Origin of the sequence: Desulfovibrio inopinatus DSM 10711 (assembly GCF_000429305.1) — a bacterium.
Taxonomy (GTDB): Bacteria; Desulfobacterota; Desulfovibrionia; order Desulfovibrionales; family Desulfovibrionaceae; genus Alteridesulfovibrio; species Alteridesulfovibrio inopinatus.
Map to the genome: position 1 here is coordinate 1 of NZ_AUBP01000021.1, position 25188 is coordinate 25188.

The window sequence follows — 25188 nt, forward strand, 5'->3', positions numbered from 1 at the left end:
CCCAAAATACGTCAAGAACGTGCCCGAAATGCGGACACACATCAAAAAACAACAGAAAGACTCAAGCGAACTTCGCTTGTGTTGAATGCGACTACACTGCGAATTCAGATTTTGTGGGCGCTTTGAATATTTTGACGGCTGGGCAAGCCGTGTCAGCCTGTGGAGTGGGAAAGGCTCAAGCGCCCACGTTGAAGCAGGAACCCGCCAAAAGAGCCGTTTAACGACTCTGTTTGGAATCCTCGGCCTTCAGGCCGGGGAGGATGTCAACGCGAGATTGTCCCTGACAAACGCGTGTATTACTGAAGCAGAATGAAGAGTGCGGCCAACATGGAGGCTGTCAAATCCGATGAAGGTTTTTCGATAGATGTCATTACTGTGCGTACAGGGCGAGCATAATTGAAAATTCGAATGACATCACCTTGTGGACCAAATCCCGTTGGGTAATCGTCGGGGTTTCCGTTCTTGGGATCGCTTCGTTGTGCCCCGGCACCATGGACGTCAAGTAATTGTACTTCTTGAGTTATCGGATTGGTCATGAAGCCAAGACAGCGTCCGAAACAGAGGTATGCCCCTCGTATCCCCACGATTGGACCATCCATGTGTGTGGTGGATGTCCAATAATATCCAAAGTCGCGTTGCCCACCTTCATTAACGATTGCCGTGGATTCGAAGATTGGATCAATAGCGGCCGAGTCTGTCGTATCCGGAGAGCGCGTATAGTCGACAAGGCTTTGCAGTTCTTTGGCATTCGGTAATCGCCAATCATCATATCCGGCGTACGCAAGCCCTTCGGCAAACGCGAGTGCATCTTCCCAGTTGACGGCACCGTTTGTTTCCGGTCCGATTTCAAATGCACCGGAATCTTGTTGCAACCACATCAGGCCGGTGGTTGTGTCGGTGATCGTCCCATCGCCATTATCAACAAAGGCATTGACTCCCCAGCCCGTCGAACCACGGACAAATAAGACTTCATTGGTTTTGTTTGTGGGATATCCTTTGATACGACCATCGGCAAAATTGACGCCGAATGCTGTGTCACCGCCACCCATTGTTGTGGAGACGTAGTGGGTACTTGACCAGTATTGCGCATCGATAAGGCGTTCGCCCTGGGTCGTATCTCCATAGGAGAAATTGAAATATTGTGTATTGATAAAAGGCGTGGAGTTTGTTTCGTTTTGCTGTACATGCCCGCGGAAATCAATCAACGAATAGAGTTCTTTGATGGTAGGGAGACGCCAGTCTTCATAGTTGGCCAACGTGTACGTGTCGGCCGCTGCAAGGGCTTCACTCCATGTCATTTGCTCCGGGGTTTGCTGCCACATCAGTCCGGTCACGAGGTCCGTCACTGTTCCATCTCCGTTATCGAGATATCGCATGGCTGCGGAATCGTACTGTGCATCTTGCCCATAAAAGGACTGTTTCGGTTCTGGACAAAGAATTTCAGCATTGGTGTCGTAACATGCATTTTGTCCTGTATCGACAAATTCAGCGCGGAGGGGGGAGGCAAGACAAAGCACGATGAATGCAAAGAGCAACCCTCTCCCAATATGTCGTGGGGATGGAAAAACCGACAGACGTGTCATGGCAATCTCCTCGTCTTTTGGAATTCTGCGTATTAGCGCAGAGGAGTGCGATCGTTTTTACCTGGTTTGAATATATAAACGTGGCACGGTAAAAACGGTTGACATGCATCGTCCAACTTGGGCTCGTGCAAAGACAAAGTGAGTTGTTTCAGGTTGTTGTGTCTGGACTAGAGCGAACAGAGGCCCTATCGACGCACGGCGACGTAACTGCTGAGTAATGCGACAGCCGTCATCAGCCCGACCATGATGGCCGCATGTGGTAAGGGAATGAAGTCGATGCGTATCCACAGTGGGGGGATATACAGCATATCCTGGACAGCATGTTGAAGAATTTTGAGAAGGATTAACGCCAAGCTCCCGCCGATAAATCCGAGCACAGCTCCCCCGGCGAGCAAGGGGAGTTGAATGAAGAAATCACGGGCACCGATTAAATGTAAAATTTCCACTTCGTCTGCCCGGCTTACCAGGGAGAGGCGGACTGTGTTTCCGACGACAAGGGCGGTCAACAAAACGAGAAAGCCGATAAGCGGCATAATGATCGTCTGACTGATCCCCATGAGAGAATTCGCCAGGTCGAGCTGCATGGGATTGAAGCGGACGGTCTCCACGCCTGGAAGAGATTTGAGCTTTTCATACATGCCCCGGCTCCACTCGCGGCTACTTTCTCCAATCTTGAAATTAAGCAATGCCGTTGGGGGCAGTGGGGATTTATCGCCTATCCAGCCTTCCTTCAATTTTTCGCCAAGGCTCTCTTCAAGCGTTTCAAATGCCGCTTCCGGTGTAAACGTAATGACATCGACGATATTATCGTATTGCCGCATGGCTGCCCATTGATCAAGTACGGTTTCCATTGAGGCATCGGTCTTCCAGTAAACTTGAAATTGCGTCGTCCCCTGATCTTTGATGAGCTTGGCATCAAGATTATACAGAAACAGAACAAACAAACCGGAGAGAAATGCCGTCAAGGTCACTGCTGCCAGCGTCAAAAGCTGCGGCCAGGGATGTCGTACCATTTGCCGCACACATTGTCCCAACAGGTATCCGATCATGCGTGCCTCCGGTCGTTGGGTTCCCATGACGTGGGGGGCAACTGTTCGATTGATCCACCTTCCAACCGGTAAACCGTGGCTTCGGGAATAAAGTGGACAAGCTCGCTGTTGTGGGTGGCCATGACAATGGTCGTGCCGTGGGCGTAAAATTGTTTGAAGACATTCATAAGACGCAAGCCAAGGGTACGGTCGAGGTTGCCTGTCGGTTCATCGGCAAGAATCATTTTGGGGCCAACAACAACAGCACGCGCAACGGCAACGCGTTGTTGCTCTCCGCCGGACAGTTCCCGACAGGTAATATGTGCGAGTTCTGTTAGTTGAAGGGCGGCGAGAACGGCTCGAACGCGGCGCTCAAGTTTCGGCCGGGGGGTAGCCCGAACACGTAATGCAATGGCAACATTTTCCCACACCGTTTCGTCACCCAAAATTTTGAAGTCCTGGAAGACAACGCTGACTTCACGGCGCAATAAGGCAAGGCGGCGTCTGGGGATGCGGACAAGGTTGAACCCGGCGACGGCAACTTGACCTTGTTGCACTGGCAACGCGCCATGCAGGACACGCAAGAGAGATGTTTTCCCCGCCCCTGATGGTCCCGTTAAAAAAACAAATTCGCCTTTGGCGACATCAAGGGAGACGTTTTTCAACGCCCATCGTGTTCCGAAGCGGTGAGATAAATGCTGTATATGTACCATGCTGATTTACAAAAATATGAGATTACAATTCACCTACTCATCACACGTTAGCCCATTTTATCGGTGATGTCTTGGGCTTGACTGTGGTTGGTGAAAAAACGGGACTGGAAAAACTAAAGCGATTTCAGCGTACTTTGTTGGTGTTTATTGCGTTGTTTCGATGTGTTGATTCATCGACGTGACTCCGACGCCGTCAAGTCGAGCAAGTATTTCGATATCGCCCAATGTCAATGGCGTCAATTCGAGGTCTCGCGGATTGCGTAACGGAGCGGAGTTATCAAGAGGGATACCGAGTGTCAGATAACACACTCCATTTTCGAGATCACGACGAATGATTTCGCGGGGGATGGTTTGACCAAAGTGATGGATGCGTCCGCTCCACACATCATACGTATAGACACCAGGATACCGGGCGCGGAGTGCGTCACCATGCCGGAACCCAGCGTAGCGATCCCCGAAGGAAAGACTGTACGCCGGCAGCGAAGATTGAAAATAGCCGATGAGTCGACATCCAGCCAGCGATGGATCGGTACGCAGGCGGTCGAGAATGTGTTGACTTTGCGCGATATAGGATGTGGGCCAATGCCGTGACCAATTGATGGTACGCCAACCGGCGAAGACAAGGAGTACAGCAATACCGACGGCAACCCCCATACGAAGACGGGGTTGACGCGGAATATCGGTAAAGAAGATGACGGCGAATCCCGTTCCTATGCTCAATAAAACCATGGAAGGAACAAGGTAGTGGCCTGAAGGTTGTTTGGCCGTCACGATAAGCTGGGCGAGACAGCCCCCAATAATGAGCCAAATCGCTGTTCTGGCAGACGCCCATTGCGCTATTGGTCGCACTCGGGAGGCAATGCCGGCAGCTGGTAAAATAATAAAGAGGAGCAAGAAAAATACCGGCAAGTGAAATCGTAAAACCGCAAGATTCGAGAAGGCCGTTGCGATATCGATAGAGCCTGTAGCGCCTTGTCCGTATCGTCCTGTATGCGTCAAGATGGAGACGATCCAGGCGAACATTTCGGGGATTTTATGCCAAATGGGGATTGTAAAGAGGAGGAACGAGGTCAGACAGAGGAGATAACACAGGACAAGACGTTTGGGCCGTCGAAAAAGTACAGGCAAGAGAAGAAAAGGGAAAAAAGTCAGTTTCACGGCCAGCCCGAAACCGAGCCCAATCCCGGTTGCCACGGCAGCTTTTGTAAATACGCTCTGTGTGTCGTCAGGTCGCGGAAAAAAAGCCGGCATCATCACGGTCAAGACACAGAAACCGGCAGTGACAAGCAAAGGTTCCGGGGAGACATTGGTCATTGCCATGAGAATCATAGTAAAAATCAATGGTGACGTACACATCGCCATAGCGGCACCGAAACGTTCGCTCCGTTTGTAAAAACGCCAGCTTGCTCCAAAAATCGAGAGTGATGCGGCTGCAACAAGAATCATATTGACGGTGCCAAGAATACGCTGAGGATTGTCGGCGACCACATCGAATGGGCTTTGGCAGAGAGCAAACAAACAATCGAATTCACGAAGAATTGCAATCACGACAGCCACAAGCATCTGAAGCGGGGTGCCAGGATGGTCTACGTGCGCGGGGGAGACTCCTTCAAGGAGATTGAGCCCGTTGAAAAGATACGCAAAGGCAGGATCAAAATTGAGCAAAAAGTGATAATCGCCGCGCATTGCGCTTAAGGCCAATGATACCGCGGCGAAGACCATAATAGGAACGGCGAGCAGAAGTGGCCGTTTCAATGTCGAATTTGTCATAGGTGAATGGCTTATTTTCTGACCCATCCTCGGCTCTTCAAACATCGTTGCAACAGCATTTCTCTACTGGCGCCGGTTTCCCAGTTATTCATAACATTGATGACCCGTGATTCCGGTACAGGATCACGATTTGTCCAGTCCACCGATGTTGGGACACCACGTGTTTGGTTGATAAATCCCGTACATATTTTTTTATCAAGCGTGAGCCGGCTTTGCATTTTTTGCGGGTCTTCGGCAAAGGCCGGGTTATACCACTTCGTGCATCCCGTGATCGTTATCAGCAACAAGAGGAACGTTGTCCAGAGTGCAATTCGCTTCACACGCGTTGTCCTTTCGGTTGATGGTCATTTGTTTCGCGGTTGGTTGTGCCATCTTGCTTGGTTCGGCGCAAGGACTTGTGTTGAAGGCGAGCTGACCAGCTACAGGAGGCGTTACGTTGTGTGGAACGGCCTTCCAGCGTTCCTGTCCGTAACGCCAGCGAGGACACTTCACGAGCCGTTTCTTGAACCGCATGTAAAAAGGAGAAGAACTGCAGCACTTCATTGCGTGAAAACGTGGCAAAGACGCGTTCACTGCGCATGCTGTCCAATCGAGTGTCCATGGCCTGCATGGCGGCAATGAGTCGGTCGCTATCCGGTGCACATTGGGACTTGTCGAGACAGTCGGCAAGTTGTCGCATCTCATCGGAAACTGTACCAGCCATTTGTGAGAGTTCATCGACGAGTTCAACATGGGGTTGATCCGGTTCAATGGCGTGAACAGCATGATCCATGGTCAATATACTCTCATAAATGCGATCTTGGGCACGAAGAAACGAGGAAAAAATTTCGGCTTCACGATCATATCCCGGTTCTCGTCGGGCTTCAGCCAACAAATCGTAATTCTTCATCATGGAACGCACAACTTCGTCTTTGAGGTGGAAGAGCTCTCCGGGACGATAGAGTTCCATTTGTCGAAATTCACAGAGGAGATCGAAGAGTTGCGCGCTTTTTCTCAGCGTATGAGCAATGCCGGGACGAAGCAAGGTCCGTGCTTTTGCTGGAAAAACAAAGAAGGACACGATCAATGCTGTAGCGATGCCGAGGGATATTTCAATAAAGCGCATCAGTGCGAGATAGAGAGGGTGTTGATTGGCGTTGTCGGAGACAAAGAGAATGATGACCGCAGTCAACGCGGCAACACGGACGCTATCGCGCAGAAGAGTGACATTAGAGCAAATAAGCATGGTGATCAGCATGGATACAAAGAGCGGCCAGCCGCCATGCCCGAGAAACAGGGCGCATGCCGCTCCGACCGTTGCCCCAACGGTTGTGCCCAGAAATCGTATCCAACCCGCTTTGAGTGAGCCTCCAACATTGGATTGCATAACAATGATTGCCGTCAAAATGGCCCAATACCCCTGGTCAAGATGGAGTCCTTGGGTCACGAACCACGTAAAGAGCCCCGCTACGGCGGTTTTGACGGCATGATGCCAGTGCATTGTGCGAAAAAAGCGGGAGAGAGACATCATAAAACGGGTATTCGATATGTACGTCATCGATATTTCATTATCCTCGTTCAATTTGATCTGAGAGCACAAAAAAGTGCCGATTTCTTGACATTCCAGTGTACGCCTGACAAGCACAATTGGCAGAGTCCGATTTTTCTTCATTGACTTGCTTCCTCACGCACGCCGGTCGGTTTGCCGACCCTAAACCAAGGAGCACCAGCATGATTCATAAAAAAATCAAGAAAGATGATCTTGTTTCGGGGAAAGATATTCTTCAACCTACGTATGCTCGCCGCGGCTTAAGTCGTCCAGTTCCCAAGTATGAGATTCCGGACGATGAGATGGCGGCGACGACTGCCTATAACATCGTTCATGATGAACTCATGCTTGATGGCAATTCCAGACTCAATCTCGCCACATTCGTCACCACCTGGATGGAACCGGAAGCCCGAGCGCTCATGTCTGAAACGTTCGACAAAAACATGATCGACAAAGACGAATATCCGCAAACCGCGGAACTCGAAATGCGGTGCGTCAATATGCTTTCCCGGCTTTGGAATGCGCCGGAAGAGCATGAAGGGTGCGGCTGCTCCACTATTGGTTCCAGTGAAGCCGCCATGCTGGGGGGCATGGCTCTCAAGTGGAAATGGCGGGAACGTATGCGCGCACAGGGCAAGCCGACGGATAAACCCAACCTTGTTCTCGGTATCGATGTTCAAGTCTGCTGGGAGAAGTTTTGCCGCTACTGGGAAATTGAACCGCGTCTCATTCCCATGGATGGCGATCGCTACATGATCGATCCTGAAGATGTCGTCAAGATGTGCGATGAAAATACTATCGGGGTCATTGCCATCATGGGGACGACCTTTACCGGGCAATATGAACCCGTTGAAGCCATTGACGCCGCTTTGGAGGAACTCAACGCCAAAACCGGTTGGGAAATCCCCATTCATGTCGATGCCGCCAGCGGTGGTTTTATTGCGCCATTTATTCAGCCTGATTTGAAATGGGACTTTCGTCTCAAATGGGTTAAATCCATCAATACATCCGGGCATAAGTATGGTTTGGTATATCCTGGTGTGGGCTGGGTAATCTGGCGAGATTGGAAGGAACTTCCCGAAGACCTCGTTTTCAAGGTCAATTACCTTGGTGGGGAAATGCCGACATTTGCGCTCAATTTTTCTCGACCGGGCAACCAGGTGGTGGCGCAATATTACAACTTCCTGCGTCTTGGACGCGAAGGGTATCGCCGTATTCAGCAGGCATCTCAGGATACGGCGTTGTTTCTTTCTTCATCAATTGCGAAAATGAAGTCGTTCGAGCTTGTCTCCGATGGATCGGATATCCCTGTTTTTACTTTTAAGATCAAAGGAAATCTCGGATTCACCGTTTTTGACGTATCGGAAGCTTTGCGACATCGCGGTTGGCTTGTTCCCGCGTACACGCTTCCACCGAACAAAGAAGATGTTGCTATTTTGCGTATTGTTGTACGTGAAGGATTCTCACGGGACATGGCAGACTTGCTGCTTGAAGATCTTGAACGCGTTGTGACAACGCTCGAAAAAGATCCTCCTCGTTCATCAAAACAACCGCAAAGTGAAGAACCGGTACGGCGCCCGTGCTAGTTTTTGTCTGATCTCGCGAAAAACGTAGGGAGCATACCATAACGATGGCACAACGGTCTCCACCGTTGTGCCATCGTTATGGAAGTGATTCATTAGTCGTCAAGGCGGACATAGCTCAAGGGCGTTCTCTTCGATGGACGTCGGCTTTCTTCTTCATCAAGCGCGATATCAAGCTGTTCCTGCGCATCCTCAAGGACACCCTCAGCTTGTTCTATAGAGGCGTCGTCATCGGTTTGTTGAATACGTACATAACGTTTTTTGGCTTCATCGACATGTTGCTGACGGACTTTAATCTCGTCCTGTAGCGTTTCATTGTTGAGAAACGTCAGGTTGCGTTCGTATGCGGCATATTTGGAGCACCCGACGCCGATACATACCATGATGGCAAGAAGGCTGAAAAGAATAAGTGGACGCATAATGGACCTCGTTGTGATCAGTGCCGATTGGGCATAATGTTGGCCGCTGTCTTACCTTACAGGGGGCAAGGAGGCAACCCGCTCTCCTGCTTGTCAATTGTTCAGGTGCTTGAGCAATTCTTGTGCTGCGTGATGATTCGGATTTCGGCGGAGAATGGTTTCTGCCAGAATCTTGGCTTTTTCCGGTTGGTTTGTGTTGAGGTAGAGTCCGACCAGGGCTCCGAATATTTCCTGTGACTGCGGGGCGAGAGAAAGGGCGTTTTGAAATGCCTGTTCTGCTTGTTCCGGCTCATTGAGCATCAAAAGAACCTGGCCTTGATTATAGTAGGCGCGGGCATAGTGCATTCCTGCTCCAGCTTTGCCAAGGTAGAATGCTGCATCTTGATAGTGCTGCATTTCGGCCAACAATAACCCGAGTGAGTACGAGACTTCATACATTTCGGGATGCTGTTGCAACACCTCGCGCAAAAGTTTTTCAGCTTCCTGATTTCTTCCCTGCCGGTTATAGAGCATGGCGAGGTTGACTTTGGCCGGATAGAACATGGAATCGATTTCGATAGCCTTTAAATACTCTCTGCTTGCACTGGCATCATCTTTTTGGTTCACAGCCAGATTGCCCAAGTTGTAACGTTGCGGCGCTAAATCGGCGTTGTAGAGCATGGCTTCACGATATTCGGACAGCCCTTTCTTGAAGGCGTCACGATCGTCTTTGCGGAGTCGATCTTCCGGAAGCATGGAAAGCATGATTGCCGCTTCCATACGCACGGCTTTGACAGGGTCGTAGAGTTTCGGGGCGATGCGTTGCAATCGCGTTTCGGCATCGAAATATTCCAGGCTCCGGATGGCGGTACAACGGATAAGCGCATCAGGATCATCCAAGGCCTTCGCCAGACATGTTCGACTCGCTTCGTCTGGGTAAATGCGTAACAGGTTCAAAGCTGTCGCACGGACAATAGCAGGGAGGAGAGAATCGTCCGCTATATGGATAAGTTCTGTATTTGCCCCAGGGGTACGGGCTCGTCCCGCGGCAATGACGGAACCATAGTGTGGCTTTCGCGTTTCTCCATACCACTTGGTATAGTTTTCGATATTCCAGGACAACGGTTTGTCTGCATGACATCCTTTTGCCGAGCACGCATTCGGCGTTCCGAGTTCTGCACTCACGTCCGGGCGTGGAATGCGCAAGCTATGATCGGGGCGATAATCAATTCCCATGTAATAGCGTCCGGGCATATGGCATTTGACGCAAAGATAGCCTTCGCTCGGTTTTCCGTTGAAGGTCGTTTTATGGAAATGATGCAGTTTGGTGTCGTACACATCAGCTCGATGGCACTGAGTACACAGCGCATTTTTTTCCTTATGGAGCTTCAAACTATGAATATCGTGGCAATCACTGCATCGTACACCGCGCTGATACATTTTGCTTTGGACAAAGGAGCCGTACACATAGACTTCATCCAGAATTTGTCCGTCCGGGTAATAAAGGCCTTCATTGAGCAGTTCGGGCACCATAAGATCAAGCAGCTTCTCATTGGTATGTGTGTTGTCGCCAAGCTGAAATCGACGGGAGTGACATGGGGCACACAGCGTGATCAATTCGTCGGATGTCATATTGCGGGTGTTGACGACCAATCCGAAGTTGTTTGCTTGACGTCGTGCCAAGGGCGGTTTGGCAGCCCATTCGAGGTGATGTGATCCAGGTCCGTGACAGGCTTCACAACCGACATCAATTTCGGACCATGTGGTATGATATTCGTCAGTTTGGGCGTTATAGCCTTTGGTGACGTTGGTTGAGTGACACTCTGCACACATGACATTCCACGTTTGGCCTTTATTGGTCCAGTGCAGCCAATCGCTCGGGTTCAACACCGTATAGGGCGGTAAGCGATACCACTGTTTCTTGTCGACATTCCACGCAATATTGAGGCATTGGAGGCGACCTCCAGGAAACGGCACGAGGTATTGCTGAAGGGGATAGACGCCGAAAGTGTACGTGATTTCAAATTCTCCGAGCTTCCCATCCGGTCCTTCGGTTTCGACGAAAAATTTGTCATCCTTTCGGTAGAATCGCGACGTAACGTGGTTGTACGGATCGGTAAAACGCACTTCATTGAAATCTCCGAGCATGGTGCTGTCGTTGGCGACGGCCATAGCCTTATGGTGATCGGAGTCTTTCCACTTGGAATAGGCTGTTTCGTGACAGTCCTTACATTTTTCGCTGCCCACGAATTGTGCCTGCTGTTGCGCGGGCAACGGTTTCATCGGGCCGGATTGGAGCATGTACATGAAAGGGGACAGGAGAATGGTGATGGCTGCAATGAGGGCTATGTATTCCCAGCGTGCGGTATCGGTGGAGAGCTGTGACATGCGTTACGACCGTTTCCCGTCCATTGGGTGATCCAAACGGGCGGCTTGTTCCGATTCGAAGCGTTCCCGGCGAAGTGCAGTAGAGATATCGACTTTGATGATGCCGTCTTCGATTCGTACAGGGTAATAGTCTAAAGGTCTTGGTGCCGGAGAGGTGATGAGTTCACCGGCAGGATTAAATGTCGAGCCGTGACACGGGCAGGCGAATTGTTGTTTTTCTTCATCCCAATGGATTGAGCATCCAAGATGGGTACATGTTTGCGACAGAGCCATAAAGCTGCCATCCGATAGGCAGGAAAGATAAAACGCACCTTGAGGTATCGCGGTAACGGTCGCCGGCTTATAATGATCGACAGCACCTACAGTGATAATGCGTTGTGTTTTGTCGTGTTGGTTTCGTTCTTTTCGAAAATCGAGAAACGATACGGCGAGCCAACAGAATTCCGCTACAGCGGCGAGCCCCAAAATGGCCCATAATCGGTTGAGAAAACGTCGGCGACTGGGCTGAGCGATAGTTTCGTTGGCAACGTGGGGGGGTGCATGTTGCTCTACCATTTTTTCCTTTGTCATGGCCGATTATATCCCTCCCTGCCAGGGCCAAACCAAGCGCATTTCCGGGCCGCGAAACCAGACACCGATAATCGTGCACACACTGATTGCTGCAAAAGCGAGAAGAAACCCTGCCATGACCACTTCGGCCCGGGTATACCGGTATGTCCGTACAAGAAGCCAGTAACCGAGTATCAGCAATCCAAAGAGGAGTGCAGAAGGGAGAAGACCGCGCGTGACCCACGTGTTTGCTGTAGTGGAGTGAGACACGAGCAGCATATCGTCGAAAAGTATTGCTCCTATTGTGATGACGATGCCAAACACACTTATGCAAAGCGCCAGTTTGCGCCCACGAGGTGAACCGAACCATTGTCCGGACGGCAAGACACTTTCATGCCAAAAGGGGATGAGAAAGAGCGCAAGGCTCGCAAAAGCTGGCCAAATGAAAATGGTAAACATCGGGTGAAGGTGCAAAAGTAACTCTTGCAATCCTTGAAAATACCATGGTGCTTTGGCTGGATTCGGACTCATACCAGGATTGGCTTGTTCTTGGAGTGGGGCATTCCAGAATATCGCAAGCACAAGGATACACGCAACCAAAGTCAGACCGACAGCGGCTTCGCGCATGATCAAATGCGGCATGGTGAATATTCGGGGTGAAGGTTCTTGCGTGGAAGAGTGCACAAGGCCGCCAGCGCGACGGATGAGCCAGAAATGCCAAAACATAACTATCAACAATAGGCCGGGAATAACGGTGACGTGGAGCACAAAAAAATTGGATAACGTTGCTGGGCCGATGTCAATTCCTCCCCGAAACAGCTCTCGTAACCAATCGCCACAGAGTGGAATATAACCAAGCATACTCGTACATATCGTGACCGCCCAATACGAAAGCTGATCCCAAGGCAGGAGATAGCCGGTGAAATTGGCTGCCAGCACAAGTGCGAGTAAGATGAGTCCAAGTATCCAATTCAACCGTCGTCCCAAACCGAATGCTCCGGTGAATACAACACGTACAAAATGTAAAACCGCAACGAAAACGAGGATATTGGCACTTAAATAGTGAATATTACGTACCCACCGTCCAAAGGGAATGTGTTGTATGGCAAGGAGAATAGAAGCATACGCGTATTCTGTTGTCGGTTGGTACGACAAGAGGAGCAACATACCGGAAAGTATGAGAAGGCCAATCAAAACGACAGCCATGCCTCCCAACCCCCAACTCAGTGTGAAGCGGAGCGTTTGAGACCGTACACTCGGTGGATGAAGGTGGAATATCAGATCATGAAGAGAGAGTCGTGAAGACCGCATGCAAGGGCCCTTATAAGAATCGGATAGAGGATTGTTGTGTATGGTTTGCGGTCTGATCGTCATTTTACTTCATGTATTGACGATCGATTCCTTTGTCACGTCTCGTCTGTTTGGTGCACGAAAAATGGCATCGTGAAAAATGTGCAGTGAACGAAGCCACGCGATTCATTCACTGCACAGTGGCAACAACGTTCGTTGTGCAGAGTATTGTACAACAGTGACTCCGTGGATTACTTGGTCTCGGGAGGGTAGACGGTTTTCCAATCCTCTTTCATATTCACCACGGTCCAGCCGTTTACTTTGGCGGCTTCGAGCGCCTTTTCCGCCCCATGATTATAGGCGTATTCCCGGTCGGCATCGGTATGGTGGACCAGCAGTGCGAAACGGGCTCCATTCCCGGCGGTTGTCCATTGAAGCATTTGCAGATCGCCATCTGAGTTGCCGAAGGCGGCAATGGGGCGACGGCCGATATGGGAGTTGATGCCAACCGGCTTGCCTGCTTTGTCGTCAACGAAGTTGACTTTCGGTAATCGCATTAAAACCGGGCCATTGGCGCGCATTTCAAATTTGGTCTCGATGCTACTGCCAACCACCTGCTCTGGAGGAATACCATAGACGGGTTCCGTCCAAGGCCGCATGAATTCAATGCCACCACCCGAAACAATATATGTCTTGAAGCCATTGTTTCGCAAATAGCCGAGCAATTCAAGCATGGGCTGGTAGACCATTTCGGTGTAAAGACGGTTCGTCTTGGGATGCTTGGCTGTTTTGATCCAATTGGCCACAATCGTTTTGAATTCTTCGGTTGTCATCCCTGTTTGGGTCGCCATGACAATCTCAAGAATTGCCTTGTCACCACCTTCAAATGCTTTCTTGAGATCCCCTTTAAGTACAGAAGCAAAGGGTTCTTGCGTTTTCCATTCCAGATGCTGCGGAGCCAGTTCCTTGATCCGGTCAAGAGCGAAGAATAATTGAACATACAAGGGTTTCTCGGACCAGAGCGTTCCGTCATTGTCGAAGGTAGCAATGCGCTCTTCAACAGGGACAACGTCAGGAGACGTTGCGTCTGTCACCTTGGACACAAAGTCAATTATCGCCGTTTTTGTTTTGCCATCGTTCCAAGAGGGAAGAGGGTCACTCTTTTGTGCGATAGCTACTTGATGAACAAAGATTATACAACCGATGAAGCAAATTGTCAGAAAAATCTGTTTCAATCTCATGAGATATATCCTCTTGAAAAGATAATGCTATACCCTAGATCTCTATCGTATTGAAGGTGATACTACGATGGAGTTGTGTGGTCTTTTTTTCGCATGTTGTCTTTGAAAGAGTATAGAGCATGTAATAGAAACACGTGCCTTCAAGGCATGATGTCGTCTCGAAGGCACGTGTTATTCTGTCACTCGTCTGTTTTACAGCGAAACAAGCTTTTTGTTTCTAATTGCCGGTTGGTAATGAGAGGCTGATCCCTTCTTTATCGAGCGCCTCGCGAACATACTTATACCGCTGGTACTTCGTGAGAGTCAGTGGGCCTTGATAGGTTTCGCTTTGCAGTTTTCGGGGTGGATATTTCACATAGGTTTTCATCAATTCATTGATCGCCTGGTTGAAGGTCACCATGGTCCAGGTGCGTTCCGTGAAATTGTTCATGAAGATGTCATACCGTTCTTGGGGATCTTGCCAGAGATCAAAGATTTGAGGCACCGTGGCAACGTACTTGTTCGCACCTTTCCAACCAAGGTTCGTATCAACGGCGAGCCCACCCGTTGCCTGCCCGTCGTCCCCACGCAAGTTAAAGACCGCTTTGTAGTTTCCAACTCGTGCTGCGCCAGGAGTCAATTCATCTTCGGTGAAGTAGAACCAATTATTACGTTCACATTTTCCGGTGCCAAGAAGCACGGGAGACATATCATAGCTGTCGAAAGTGATGGGTTTTCCTTCACGGTCTTTTTCGGGAAGCTTCACTCCGGCGACACTCGCAAAGGTGGCCATCAAATCAAGTCCGCCAAGAATATCGGAATTTCTGGAGTGGTCTTTAATCTTGCCAGGCCACCAGGCAATGGCGGGGACACGGTTGCCGCCTTCGCGTACCGTCCCCTTCGTTCCGCGGAATGGCGTGTAGCCAGCATCCGGGTATACATCCTGCCAGGCTCCATTGTCGGTCGTATAAAATACCAGCGTGTTTTTATCGAGACCGAGTTCGCGCAGCTTGTCCATGATATTGCCAATGCGGGTGTCGAGCTCGACAATCGAATCAGCATATTTGGTTTTAGACAGTGATTTGTGCTCGAATTCAGGAGCGGGCAGGTTGGGTTGGTGCACTTTCATGAAGTTGACGTTTATGAAGAAGGGCTTTTCGGATTTGGCGGCTTCGTCCAGGAATTCCATAGTGGCCTTCTCGACGTACTTATCCAGGAAGGGAATACCGACCACGCCCTTTTCGGGGGTATCGACATATTCGCCGTTGACTTTGAAATCTTCTTTGGGTTTTTCCCCTGCTTTACCGGACAACGCGCCCTTGGTCACTTTCTGGAACATCTCGCGCAACTTGGGATCCATATCGGGGAACCATTTGGGGTCGGCGTAGGTGTATGCGTTGAGGTGGTACAGAAAGGTATACTTCATGGTGTCGTAACCTTGGGCGTTGGGCAGTGCGTAGTCGGATTCGCCCAGATGCCATTTGCCGGTAAAATAGGTTTCGTATCCGGCGTCTTTGAGAACCGACGCCAGGGTCCATTCAGCAGCTGGCAAGCCACCGCCTTGTCCTTGGAACGCCACGGTTGTCATGCCGCTTCGGTTGGGAATACGGCCGGTTTGCATGGCGGCACGACCGGGTGTGCAGCTTGGTTGTGCGTAAAATGAAAACATGGTCATGCCTTCATCGGCCATGCGGTCTATATTGGGCGTGGGCATACCACGGCCTTCTCCACCTCCGTATACTCCAAGGTCACCATAGCCGGTATCATCGGATACAATAAGAAGAATATTCGGTTTTTTTGCCGCCAGGGCAACTCCAGAAAAGCACAGTACGACCGTTGTCACGGCAACAATGAAATGGTGTATTGTTTTCATGCCTTGATCCTCTTTTTCTTTGGCTTTGTCTGTATCGAAACCGATGAAAATCCTGTCCCAGTCCGGTGTGAAAAGAATTGAATTCCTCCTTGTTGTAGATAGCATGATATTCCAATTGACGAGAAGGATAGACGTCAACTCTCGTTGTGCTTCTCGTCCTTAAAGAAGGCGTCCCTTGCGAACCAAACGACAGATCACGAAAATGTATTATGTTCCCATCGTGCAACGGTTTGTCTGTCAAAACGTGATTGCAAGGGAAGCGTACACGGTATCTGTCAAAAAGCTGTGATTGGCACCGAGATCATGAATCCATTTGCCGATGAGCACGAGATCGTTGTCTCCAATCGGAATGCTATACGTGGCAATGGGACCGATACCGGAACCGGAGCACTCAAAACCACCTATGGTGGCACCGGAACCCGTGTCCGGCGTCGTTTGCGTGAGAAGATATCCAGTTGCACCAAGGGCGAATCGTTTGGTGAAATGGTAGGCTGCTGTCCAATCGACATGAAGAAGGTTGCCAGAAAGATAGTGTGTGGCTGGATTTTCCGTATTGATCATGTAGCCGGTGTTGATTGAGAATTCGAATTGACTTTTGCTCAACCACGTTAAGGCGATATTTCCATCGAAAGAAAAGTAATTTTTGCCGAGACTGGTCAGTTTGCTTTTGTTGTAATAGCCGGTGGGGAAAAAGATAATCGGCATAACAGCGATATGGACTTCGTCAAAGCTCCAACCAGCGATGATTGGCATGAGGAATATATCGGACAGTCCTCCTCTATTGCCGCTGTTGCTGTAATTGACCTGCTCCGGCAGAGGGATTCCGGCCGAGTTGGAACGGGAGTACGTCGTTGCAGACGCGTCCCCGGACAAATGGAGATTAGCAATAATCGGGACGCCGACCCCAAATCCCAGAACACCGTGTATTGCCGGGACATCGAATATATAACTCATTTTGGTGAGGTTGATAACGGTGGACATGTCGAGTCCAACATTGAGGTGTCCGCCTTTGAGGACTCCATCAATGTGGCCGGCTTGGTAGAGCGTATCATTGCGGATGGAAAATCCTTTCATAGGAAAGCCCATGAGGAAATCACCGTACGCACCTTGGATGTAATGACTACTCCCTCCTTCGACGGCCATTGCGGGGTGTGCGGAAGTGAGGAAAGTGAGTAAAGTTGAGATAAATAACCAAAACAGATTGTATTTTAAAAAATGAGGTCTATTCATTTGCCTTGTCTTCTTTGCGATATGTTGTCGGCCTATAGAATACACCATTATAATTTTATGCAGTATACACCTTTGGCGCATATATTGTTGTAATAATTATAGATACAAAGTTGAATGATTCTTATCATTCCATGTACTTGTGTTGTCTGTGTTCGGTATGTCTAGTATTCATACTGTAAGAATATGAAATACAATCAAAACAAACTATAATATGGCATGCGAAAAATTGATATAAAATTTTATTATTATTTTGTCTGATTTATATCAGAGACAATAAGCTGAGGTGTAGATGGGGAATAGAATTATTTTATATAATGATATAAGTATATTGAAAGATATGTGGAAAGTCTTGGAGAATCTTCTTATTCCATTTTTCAATATATGGATGGGAATGAGGGAGAGATAGTAATGGTATCGTATATGAAACAGTACTGAACCTTACGACGGAAACGTCGTAGAATGGGATGGTATTGAGCTGTATGAAATATTAGTAATTACGGTGTGTTGGCGAATCCTAGGTACAATTGAGCAAGTTCAACTTCACCGGCGTGTTGCGCCCAGTTGGCGAGGCCTTGGACGCGTTTAAGAAGATCATTTTTTGCTGTCAGAATGGATTGCACATGCATAAGGCGGGCATGGATGTGTGCAAACAGGCCGGGAGCGTTGTCTTGTGCCAATGCGTCCAGTCGCTTGTATCTCTCCAGGCTGGGGCAGAGACGACAGGCGCGGACGAGAGCGTTTTGGCCCTGTTGAAGATTTCCTGCTGTGAGAAACTGATCAACGAGCGTGTCGTGAAGCGTTCCGGAGAGCGGGTGTCTTTCGAGCTCTGTCGTGAGGGGGCCCAATGACGTTGGAATTTTTTCTGCCGGAAGCGGATCGGTCAGCGTAAACGCACCCCATTCCGTCAAGGCAGGGCGAAAACCATCTGTATAACCATGGCGATGCAGATCCGGAAAAAAATCTCCGGAACATCGTTCTGTCAGAAGGCAAATGTTATGGTGTTCAGATTCAAACCGGCCAGGACTGACACTTTCATGATGTACGATCCGACTTTGTGGGACAATAGTCAGATTGTGATTCGTGCGGCGGAGTCGGGCACAGAGATCCAGGTCTTCATAGCCGTTACGATATTCGGGAAAAAAGCCACCGACATCAATAAATATTGTGCGTGGGATGAACAATGCGGCTGCGGAAAGGGCCTGAAGGTTTTTGCCGCGTTGAACGGTGGGGTGGTCGGCCGGAAAGTCGGCATAAAGATGGACAGGGGCCAACGTTGGATCAAAAGCTATGCCGGCATGTTGAACTGTTTGCGTGTCGGGATACAATAGCAAGGGCCCAAGTCCCCCGAGACGTCGAGTGTCGCGTGCTGCTTGAAGGAGCGGCGACCACCAGTTGGGGATGAGTTCGACATCATTGTTCAAGAAAAAAAGAAATTCTGCTTTGGCGTGGAGCGCACCGAGATTGCAGGCAGGTCCGAAATTAAGGTTGGTCTCTTGCCGGAGAAAGGTAAAAGCATCACCAAAAAGTTGTCGTCCCAATACTGGTGCTTCATAGGGAGTGTCATCGCTGGAGTTGTTATCGACAACAATAAGTTCAAAAATTCTATTCGGGGTGTACTCAGCAAGGCTGGACAAGGCCCTGTGAGTCAAAGGCCAATTATTGAACGCTGGTATGATGATGGAAACGAGAGGGGCTCGGGCACTCATGAAACCGTTGTGTCATGCTCACGCCAACTTGGCAATGGAGGGTCGGAAGAAAATGCCCTTTTCATTTGTTGTACAGTGCGGGGTGTGGAAGACCATCACCCCGAAAAAAAACAATTTGTTAGTCCAGAATAAAGTTCATGGGATCGACCGGCGCATTGGCGACACGTACTTCATAATGAAGATGTGGTCCTGTGCTGCGACCGGAATTGCCGGAAAGCGCAATAGTTTGACCACGCTTGATTGTGTCACCGACTTTGACCAGGGATTTTTTCAAATGTCCGTAGGCTGTCTCGATACCGTTTTCATGCTGGAGCACAACGAGTTGTCCATAGCCACGGAGATATCCAGCATGGGTAACAACACCCGGAGCCGTGGCTTTGACCGGGGTTCCACGTTGGAGCTTGATGTCAATACCGTTGTGGAAATCGTATCGCCGAGAGAAGGGTGAACGGCGTACCCCGAAATCGGATGTAATGCGTCCCATCGCGGGCCAAATTGATGGGCGTGCGTCGAGTTCGTGTTTTTTATTTTGAATGATGGAAGCTAGCCGTTGTTGGCGTATTTCCTGAATATGGATTTCGTCGGAGAGTGCGTCGAGGAAGTCTCGAACGCGACGGGAAAAAGGATCGGCAGCAGGATAGGAAACCGTATCGGCTGGAATAGACGGTATGCCTATCGATCCCATGGCCTCGCCACGGACAACAGCCTCCGGATTGAGATTAAGATTGTTAGAAAGCTTCGTATTGAAACGTTTGACACGTTGGATTTCGTTCTGAATATCACCGATGCGCTGTTTGAGATGGTTGGCCGTAAATGTCTGTTCCGCCAACGCCTTGCGTGCAAGTGTGGTTTGGGTAATCACTCTGTCGGCATCTTGTGTTTCACACCAGAGAAAAACACTTAAGCCGGTCGCGCTTGCCGTTAATACTATGAGAATAAACCAGACAATACGTAGCATCCACGGCTTAATACTCATCGGGGTCAGTCCTTTGCCCGGCCGTTGGATATAGTATGTCGTTTTGACTGCGTACATTGTTTACCTCTCAAGCCACTCTTCAAGTGTCTTGGGATTGAGTTCGATGTCTTGGGTCGGCTTCCATTCACATCGACCGTTGATCTGAACACCACCTTGAAAAATGGATACAGGACGGTCTTCGGAAACAACAACGACAACAACATTCTTGTGCTCGGCGGTAAAACGTAACGCCGAGTTGAAGCGGGCACCTCGCGAGCGATCTTCAGACGGGACGGCTCGGCCATCAAGTAGGCAGGAAAAGGCGAGGAGGCTTCCCCCTGGACCAAGATGCAGAGAACCGTCGACTTTGGATAAAGACTTGGCCAAGTCAAGGTGTCCAGGGTGACCGAGGTCTAACGGGGTCGCTAATCGCTGACCCGAAACCGTGCTCACCAATCCCATCGGATCAATGATAATGGAGCATCCATGTCCCCGGTTGCGGGCAGATTCGACAATGGCGGCCGTGATACGAAAAATTTCCTGACGAGCCTCAGAGTCAATTTCGAAATCGAGCAATGCTTCTTCGAGAAGGACAAGGTTGGGCTTTCTCGTCGATGCAAAAAAGCGTCCGTCGGCAAAGCTGCATTGTGGTTTGCCGTCTACAGTGATGAGACCGACGCCACCAAGAAATCGTGCTTTGACCGAAGCTTGAGCATAAACGGCAGCGGCGATACCGAGCAGTCGAACTCCATCGCTGACAAGACAACGAGTCGATTGCTCCACGGCGAGCAGCAGTTTGCGCACATGTTTATAGTTGGTCAAAAGCGGAGCTTCTTCTTTGGGAAAACGAATGATCCAATCACAGTCTTCAACAAGTCGGGGGTCGACAAAGATGAGTTCTCCAAGCGGTGCATCGCCTTCTTCTCGGGTCAGTGAAATGCCAAGGACCGCTTCGAGTACTGGATAAAGCTGCAGGCGTGGTGGACGACCGAGAATAGTTGTCAGATTCTTCTGAAGATGATTGCGGAGAGCGTGGACCTCGAATCCTTCCAGGGCGAGCTTGGAGGCGGCCGTAAAAAATGCTCCTTCGGACGCAAAGTCGTGAGTGAGCAACCAGGTGGCGTGTTCAAGCCAGCGAATTGTAGGGCCGACATCGCAGAGATTGGGCTGATGTTCGGTAAACCAGCGTTGATAAAAAATGGACCTGGAGTAGGCGCCATACGAAATTAAACCGGCAAGGGCGATATCGTCAGCCGCTACAACACTGCCAAAAGGTTTGAGTGTTTTGGCTGCAGGAGCCTTGCTCCGCCACTCGTTTGCATTGATGTAGATTTCACGCAGTTTGGGTTCGTGGCCGGATAAGAGATCCTGAGGATCATGCACATGAATGGGGCCATCGTCTTTCTCTGCAATAAGTAATGCCGCACGGCTTGATCCGGCAAAATGCGTTAATCCTTTACGCAGTCCTTCCAAGACATTGTAAATTGAAATTTGTTTGGCAGTGTCTGGTATCATGTGAGCGTCGTATAGCAAACCGTTGAATGAACCGTTGTGTAATCTCGCTCAAATACATCAACACCAACGTGTTGATGGCATTTCAGAATGAAGCGAAGTTGGATGTTTTCACCGTCTCTGAATCATTATATCACGAGGCCAAAGATGCTTTTTCAACAGACGAAAAGGGGCGCTTTAACGCATTCCCGGAAGATGACGCGGTATCCGGTATAAGACGCGATATCGGTTGTGTTGTGACGATCAGCGTATGGATGGAAGCGCTTGTGGGGCAAAGTTGGTTACAAAAACCAGAGAGCCTCCGGCTGACGTCGGAGACATCTTTACAGGCTTCCCGACCGAAGCGCAAGTTATAAAGTCTTGGGAACTATTCAGAAATATCTGTCTTTTCAGGAGGTAAGGCCGTGACGTCTTCCTTGTTTCGATGGAAATGTTCATGGAGAAATACTTTAGCCTGATCGGAATCAATAGGGCGAGAGAACATGAAGCCTTGTGCACTTTTGCATTGGGCCGAGTTCAGGTAGTCGAGTTGGCTTGATTCTTCAACGCCTTCGGCAACGACACCGACACCGAGATTTTGCGCCATGGAAATGATCGTACGAACGATCTCCCCATTGTCTTTCGAGATTTGGGGGCCGCAGAGGAAAGAGCGGTCTATCTTCAGTTCGTCAATGGGGAATCGGTGCAGATAACTCAAGGATGAGTATCCGGTGCCGAAATCATCAATAACAATTTGTACCCCAAGCTTTTTCAGGCGAGCCAGGGTATCGACGCTGAGTTTAGCGTCTTTCATCAACGCTGTTTCCGTGATCTCAATTTTGAGATTTTCCGGGGGGAGCCCGACTTCGCTCAAAGCCCGTTCGATGAATGCCGCAAGGTCAGGTTGGATAAACTGCTTGCTTGATAAGTTGACACTCATCGTCATGTTTTTTGCCTCAGGCATATCGTTCATCCATTTTGCCATCTGAGTACAGGCCTCTTTTATGACCCATTGGCCGATAGGGATAATCAATCCGTTTTCTTCGGCAAGAGGGATGAATTGATCAGGCAAAATAAGCCCCTGTGTGGGACTCGCCCAGCGAATGAGAGCTTCAAAGCCTTTAACGACGATATCGGGAAGTGTGACAATCGGCTGATAATAGAGTTTCAGTTCGCCGTTGGACAGTGCCCGGCGTAGTGCACTGTCGAGTTTGAGTTCCTCGACAATCTGACGATGCATTTTGCTATTGAAGACCTTGAATCGTGCTTTACCTGTTTCTTTGGCCCTATACATGGCAATATCGGCATCACGCATGATGCGTTCCGCATTTTCATAATAGCTGGTGCGGAGAACAATTCCTATGCTGGCGCTCGTGTGAACTTCGTTTCCATCAAGGTCAATGGTCTCTTGGAGACGCTCTTGAATACGTTTGGCGACGAGGACGACTTCGCTGGGATTACCATATTCTTCGAGGAGAATGCCGAATTCATCACCGCCGAGGCGGGCAACCGTATCGACTGCTCGGATACAGGATTCGAGACGGTGTGCAATTTCAACAAGAAATTTATCACCCGCCAAGTGCCCAAGAGAATCATTGATCCATTTGAATCGATCAAGGTCGAGCATGAGCGCGGCAAACGCGTAGTCTTTACGACGTTCCGAACGTTTGATGGCTCTGTTGAGACGCTCCATGAACAAGACGCGGTTTGCCAATCCGGTGAGGGAATCGTGAAAAGCTTGGTGGCTGAGTTGTTCCTCATACGCTTTACGTTGGGAAATGTCGGCGTAGAGGTAATAGACCCCTTCAATCTTTTCTTTAATGAAAATCGGGTAGCCCAAAACAGAAACAGGAAAAGACGAACCGTCACGATGCAGTCGCCGCGTCTCTCGAGCGACCGTGTGTCCGGTGAGTACGGCTTGGCGGAAGCTCTTGGCTTCGGCTTCCAGTTCTTTGGGGACAACCACTTCGCGATTGAGTTGACCGATGAGTTCATGACGCGGATAGCCAAACAGTTCTTCAAACCCCTTGTTGACTTCCATAATGGACCCGTCGCGATTGATATGGACGATCCCGAGTGGTGAGCTTTCGAAAAGTTGGCGAAAATAGGCTTGTTGAATTTCCAGCGCTTCTGCGGCTTTTTTGCGTTCGGTAATATCGCGAAACGTACCAACAAAAAACGCATCCGATTTTGTCGATGCTTCCGTGACGACCACTTCCACGGGAAATGGGGTGCCATCGCCTCGACGGCCCGACATTTCTACGTGTTCTCCCGAAAACAGACTGAGCCGGACTGTTTCTGGATTTCCTCCGGGCTCCGGCAAAAACAGATCGGTAACGGGGATGCCTTCCAGCTCGCATCCGGGGAGGCTGAACATAAGCTGAGCACTTGGATTCGTGGCGAGAATGACAAAGTTCTCGCGGCCAAATGTTACAATGGCATCAGTAGCGCTTTTGACGACAGCTTCGGTTTTGGCAACAGCAGCTTCCAGCGCATCCATAACCTGGTTGTATCGAATGGCAATTTGTCCAACCTCGGAAAAGGGCTCAACAGGAACACGCAGTGAGAGGTCGCCGTTTTCCGCTTGCTTGGCCATGGCGTCAAACAGGTCCAGTGACTCTGTACGCGCCCCATGTTCGCTGACATTCAGGCCGATATGCTCCTCCTCCTCCGTGACACGCATGGGCCAGAATCGGTTAATGTTTCGGATCAGCAAGAACGGAATACAAAATGAAATCAGGAAAGCGATCAATATACCAAGCGCCTGGACAAGGAGCTGGTCCACGAAGCCGAGGCCGGTGCCGATGAGATTCGGGTCGCCGAAAAGGGCAACAGCGAGTGTTCCCCATATACCGCATCCGAGATGGACGGGGACAGCTCCGACAGCGTCGTCGATTTTTTTGTGTTCAAGCAGAATTTCGACCGCGAGACAGACGGGGCCGGCCACCGCCCCGATAATGACGGCACTGCTGGCGTTGACGACGTGGCAATTGGCAGTGATGGCAACGAGGCCACCGAGAGAACCGTTGATGAGATAGCCGACTTTCGGCAATTTGGTCAGCCACCAACCTACAAAAAGACAGCAAACGGCACCTGCCCCTCCGGCTAACGTGGTGTTGGCGATGATCATAGGGACAGAGTCATTCATAGCCAAGGTGCTGCCACCGTTAAACCCGAACCAACCAAACCAGAGTAAAAATGCTCCCAGTACGGAAAGAGGAAGGTTACCGGCAATGATTTCTCGCGAGGGACCATTTTCAGGGAATCTGCCTTTTCGCGGACCGATGACGAGAAGTGCGGCCAACGCCACCCAACCACCGACACTATGGACGACCGTTGAGCCGGCAAAGTCGATGAAGCCCATTTCTCCAAGAAAGCCAGTAGGCTTGCCGAGATTGAGCCCCCCCCAGGCCAGGTGCCCGAAAACGGGATAAATAAAGAAGGCGAGAATTGTTGCGATAATAATGTACGAAGAAAATCGCATGCGTTCAGCAACTGCGCCGGAAAAAATCGTTGTTGCCGTTCCGCAAAACATAGCCTGGAATACAAAAAAGGCCACGAGGAACGCATTGTCATTCAGTGGAAGAAAAAAATTTGTTGTTCCGACGAGGCCATTCCACGATGCGCCGAACATTAATCCAAAACCAACAGCCCAGAAGCCACAGACTGAAAATGCAAAGTCGGCTAAGTTCTTTACGGCGACATTGATACTATTCTTTGATCTTGTGAGACCGGATTCCAAACACATAAAACCGGCTTGCATAATAAAAACAAGACCCGAAGCCATAAGAATCCATAAGATATCAAGCATGGAAGGCTGCACGCATCCTCCAATTGTAATCCGTTGCCTGAGGGAAAGGCAATCGCTGTTGCCAATCAAGAA

Annotated in this window: 20 protein-coding genes; 3 read left to right on the forward strand and 17 right to left on the reverse strand. The window is 49.8% G+C overall.

The features are described 5' to 3' along the window. A partial coding sequence (locus G451_RS35335) for a zinc ribbon domain-containing protein (RefSeq protein ID WP_211236350.1) occupies nucleotides 1-221 on the forward strand: 221 nt, incomplete at its 5' end. 75 nt (nucleotides 222-296) lie between these two features. Here the strand turns inward: G451_RS35335 and G451_RS29325 are convergent. The 6 genes from G451_RS29325 to G451_RS0113135 form a co-directional block, all read right to left on the reverse strand. Continuing rightward, on the reverse strand, nucleotides 297-1583 hold the full coding sequence (locus G451_RS29325) for an Lcl C-terminal domain-containing protein (protein WP_084448566.1): 1287 nt from the start codon (nucleotides 1581-1583) through the stop codon (nucleotides 297-299). Nucleotides 1584-1768: 185 nt separating this feature from the next. After that, the gene (locus G451_RS0113115; protein WP_027184615.1) at nucleotides 1769-2632 is read right to left on the reverse strand and encodes a cell division protein FtsX; all 864 of its coding nucleotides are present in this window, start codon (nucleotides 2630-2632) and stop codon (nucleotides 1769-1771) included. Continuing rightward, nucleotides 2629-3276 (reverse strand): cell division ATP-binding protein FtsE, encoded by a 648-nt coding sequence (locus G451_RS29330; RefSeq protein ID WP_342663762.1) that lies wholly within the window; start codon nucleotides 3274-3276, stop codon nucleotides 2629-2631. The genes G451_RS0113115 and G451_RS29330 overlap by 4 nt, the downstream gene beginning before the upstream one ends. Nucleotides 3277-3468: 192 nt before the next feature. Then, a complete protein-coding gene (locus G451_RS0113125; RefSeq protein ID WP_027184616.1) occupies nucleotides 3469-5121 on the reverse strand; it encodes a hypothetical protein in 1653 nt (550 codons plus the stop codon). Beyond that, nucleotides 5106-5414 carry a hypothetical protein gene (locus G451_RS0113130; RefSeq protein WP_027184617.1) on the reverse strand — a complete coding sequence of 103 codons (309 nt, stop codon included), beginning with the start codon at nucleotides 5412-5414 and terminating at the stop codon, nucleotides 5106-5108. The genes G451_RS0113125 and G451_RS0113130 overlap by 16 nt, the downstream gene beginning before the upstream one ends. Then, nucleotides 5411-6631, reverse strand: coding sequence for an FUSC family protein (locus tag G451_RS0113135; protein WP_169727877.1), 1221 nt, complete (start codon nucleotides 6629-6631; stop codon nucleotides 5411-5413). The genes G451_RS0113130 and G451_RS0113135 overlap by 4 nt, the downstream gene beginning before the upstream one ends. A gap of 173 nt (nucleotides 6632-6804) precedes the next feature. Here G451_RS0113135 and gad point away from each other — a divergent pair, with 173 nt between their 5' ends. Continuing rightward, nucleotides 6805-8208, forward strand: coding sequence for a glutamate decarboxylase (gene gad / locus G451_RS29335; protein WP_051261474.1), 1404 nt, complete (start codon nucleotides 6805-6807; stop codon nucleotides 8206-8208). Nucleotides 8209-8300: 92 nt separating this feature from the next. On the opposite strand, the gene G451_RS0113145 is transcribed toward gad, so the two are convergent. From G451_RS0113145 to G451_RS0113195, 10 genes are all read right to left on the reverse strand, one after another. Continuing rightward, nucleotides 8301-8624 carry a hypothetical protein gene (locus G451_RS0113145; protein WP_027184619.1) on the reverse strand — a complete coding sequence of 108 codons (324 nt, stop codon included), beginning with the start codon at nucleotides 8622-8624 and terminating at the stop codon, nucleotides 8301-8303. A gap of 93 nt (nucleotides 8625-8717) precedes the next feature. After that, nucleotides 8718-10991, reverse strand: a complete 2274-nt coding sequence (locus G451_RS0113150; protein ID WP_027184620.1) for a tetratricopeptide repeat protein — start codon at nucleotides 10989-10991, stop codon at nucleotides 8718-8720. A 3-nt stretch (nucleotides 10992-10994) separates the two neighbouring features. Further along, the gene (locus G451_RS0113155) at nucleotides 10995-11561 is read right to left on the reverse strand and encodes a QcrA and Rieske domain-containing protein (RefSeq protein ID WP_245587817.1); all 567 of its coding nucleotides are present in this window, start codon (nucleotides 11559-11561) and stop codon (nucleotides 10995-10997) included. Between the two features lie 6 nt (nucleotides 11562-11567). Continuing rightward, complete coding sequence (locus G451_RS0113160) at nucleotides 11568-12851, reverse strand: cytochrome b N-terminal domain-containing protein (protein ID WP_027184622.1); 1284 nt, start codon at nucleotides 12849-12851, stop codon at nucleotides 11568-11570. Between the two features lie 230 nt (nucleotides 12852-13081). After that, nucleotides 13082-14071 (reverse strand): HAD family hydrolase, encoded by a 990-nt coding sequence (locus G451_RS0113170; protein ID WP_027184623.1) that lies wholly within the window; start codon nucleotides 14069-14071, stop codon nucleotides 13082-13084. A 217-nt stretch (nucleotides 14072-14288) separates the two neighbouring features. Beyond that, nucleotides 14289-15923, reverse strand: coding sequence for an arylsulfatase (locus tag G451_RS0113175; protein WP_027184624.1), 1635 nt, complete (start codon nucleotides 15921-15923; stop codon nucleotides 14289-14291). Nucleotides 15924-16160: 237 nt separating this feature from the next. Continuing rightward, the gene (locus G451_RS29340; protein ID WP_051261475.1) at nucleotides 16161-17009 is read right to left on the reverse strand and encodes a SphA family protein; all 849 of its coding nucleotides are present in this window, start codon (nucleotides 17007-17009) and stop codon (nucleotides 16161-16163) included. Nucleotides 17010-17647: 638 nt separating this feature from the next. Next, on the reverse strand, nucleotides 17648-18859 hold the full coding sequence (locus G451_RS0113185) for a glycosyltransferase family 2 protein (RefSeq protein ID WP_027184625.1): 1212 nt from the start codon (nucleotides 18857-18859) through the stop codon (nucleotides 17648-17650). A gap of 118 nt (nucleotides 18860-18977) precedes the next feature. Next, nucleotides 18978-19892, reverse strand: a complete 915-nt coding sequence (locus G451_RS0113190; RefSeq protein WP_027184626.1) for a M23 family metallopeptidase — start codon at nucleotides 19890-19892, stop codon at nucleotides 18978-18980. Nucleotides 19893-19895: 3 nt separating this feature from the next. Next, nucleotides 19896-21329 carry a diadenylate cyclase gene (locus tag G451_RS0113195; RefSeq protein ID WP_027184627.1) on the reverse strand — a complete coding sequence of 478 codons (1434 nt, stop codon included), beginning with the start codon at nucleotides 21327-21329 and terminating at the stop codon, nucleotides 19896-19898. Between the two features lie 26 nt (nucleotides 21330-21355). On the opposite strand from G451_RS0113195, the gene G451_RS0113200 reads away from it, so the two are divergent. Beyond that, nucleotides 21356-21682: a hypothetical protein gene (locus G451_RS0113200; protein ID WP_027184628.1), complete on the forward strand. Its 327-nt coding sequence runs from the start codon at nucleotides 21356-21358 to the stop codon at nucleotides 21680-21682. An 11-nt stretch (nucleotides 21683-21693) separates the two neighbouring features. Here G451_RS0113200 and amt read toward each other — a convergent pair whose 3' ends face one another. Beyond that, on the reverse strand, nucleotides 21694-25128 hold the full coding sequence (gene amt / locus G451_RS29345; protein ID WP_245587819.1) for an ammonium transporter: 3435 nt from the start codon (nucleotides 25126-25128) through the stop codon (nucleotides 21694-21696). Nucleotides 25129-25188 lie beyond the last annotated feature (60 nt).

Bases quoted from the DNA above. Each gene is read 5' to 3' on its own strand.
- G451_RS0113155 (WP_245587817.1), bottom strand. From the start codon at position 11,561: ATGACAAAGGAAAAAATGGTAGAGCAACATGCACCCCCCCACGTTGCC.
- G451_RS29325 (WP_084448566.1), bottom strand. From the start codon at position 1,583: ATGACACGTCTGTCGGTTTTTCCATCCCCACGACATATTGGGAGAGGG.
- G451_RS0113145 (WP_027184619.1), bottom strand. From the start codon at position 8,624: ATGCGTCCACTTATTCTTTTCAGCCTTCTTGCCATCATGGTATGTATC.
- G451_RS29340 (WP_051261475.1), bottom strand. From the start codon at position 17,009: ATGGGCTTTCCTATGAAAGGATTTTCCATCCGCAATGATACGCTCTAC.
- G451_RS0113185 (WP_027184625.1), bottom strand. From the start codon at position 18,859: ATGAGTGCCCGAGCCCCTCTCGTTTCCATCATCATACCAGCGTTCAAT.
- G451_RS0113150 (WP_027184620.1), bottom strand. From the start codon at position 10,991: ATGTCACAGCTCTCCACCGATACCGCACGCTGGGAATACATAGCCCTC.
- G451_RS0113190 (WP_027184626.1), bottom strand. From the start codon at position 19,892: ATGTACGCAGTCAAAACGACATACTATATCCAACGGCCGGGCAAAGGA.
- G451_RS0113170 (WP_027184623.1), bottom strand. From the start codon at position 14,071: ATGAGATTGAAACAGATTTTTCTGACAATTTGCTTCATCGGTTGTATA.
- G451_RS0113160 (WP_027184622.1), bottom strand. From the start codon at position 12,851: ATGCGGTCTTCACGACTCTCTCTTCATGATCTGATATTCCACCTTCAT.
- G451_RS0113175 (WP_027184624.1), bottom strand. From the start codon at position 15,923: ATGAAAACAATACACCATTTCATTGTTGCCGTGACAACGGTCGTACTG.
- gad (WP_051261474.1), top strand. From the start codon at position 6,805: ATGATTCATAAAAAAATCAAGAAAGATGATCTTGTTTCGGGGAAAGAT.
- G451_RS0113125 (WP_027184616.1), bottom strand. From the start codon at position 5,121: ATGGGTCAGAAAATAAGCCATTCACCTATGACAAATTCGACATTGAAA.
- G451_RS0113115 (WP_027184615.1), bottom strand. From the start codon at position 2,632: ATGATCGGATACCTGTTGGGACAATGTGTGCGGCAAATGGTACGACAT.
- G451_RS0113195 (WP_027184627.1), bottom strand. From the start codon at position 21,329: ATGATACCAGACACTGCCAAACAAATTTCAATTTACAATGTCTTGGAA.
- G451_RS0113200 (WP_027184628.1), top strand. From the start codon at position 21,356: ATGAACCGTTGTGTAATCTCGCTCAAATACATCAACACCAACGTGTTG.
- G451_RS0113135 (WP_169727877.1), bottom strand. From the start codon at position 6,631: ATGACGTACATATCGAATACCCGTTTTATGATGTCTCTCTCCCGCTTT.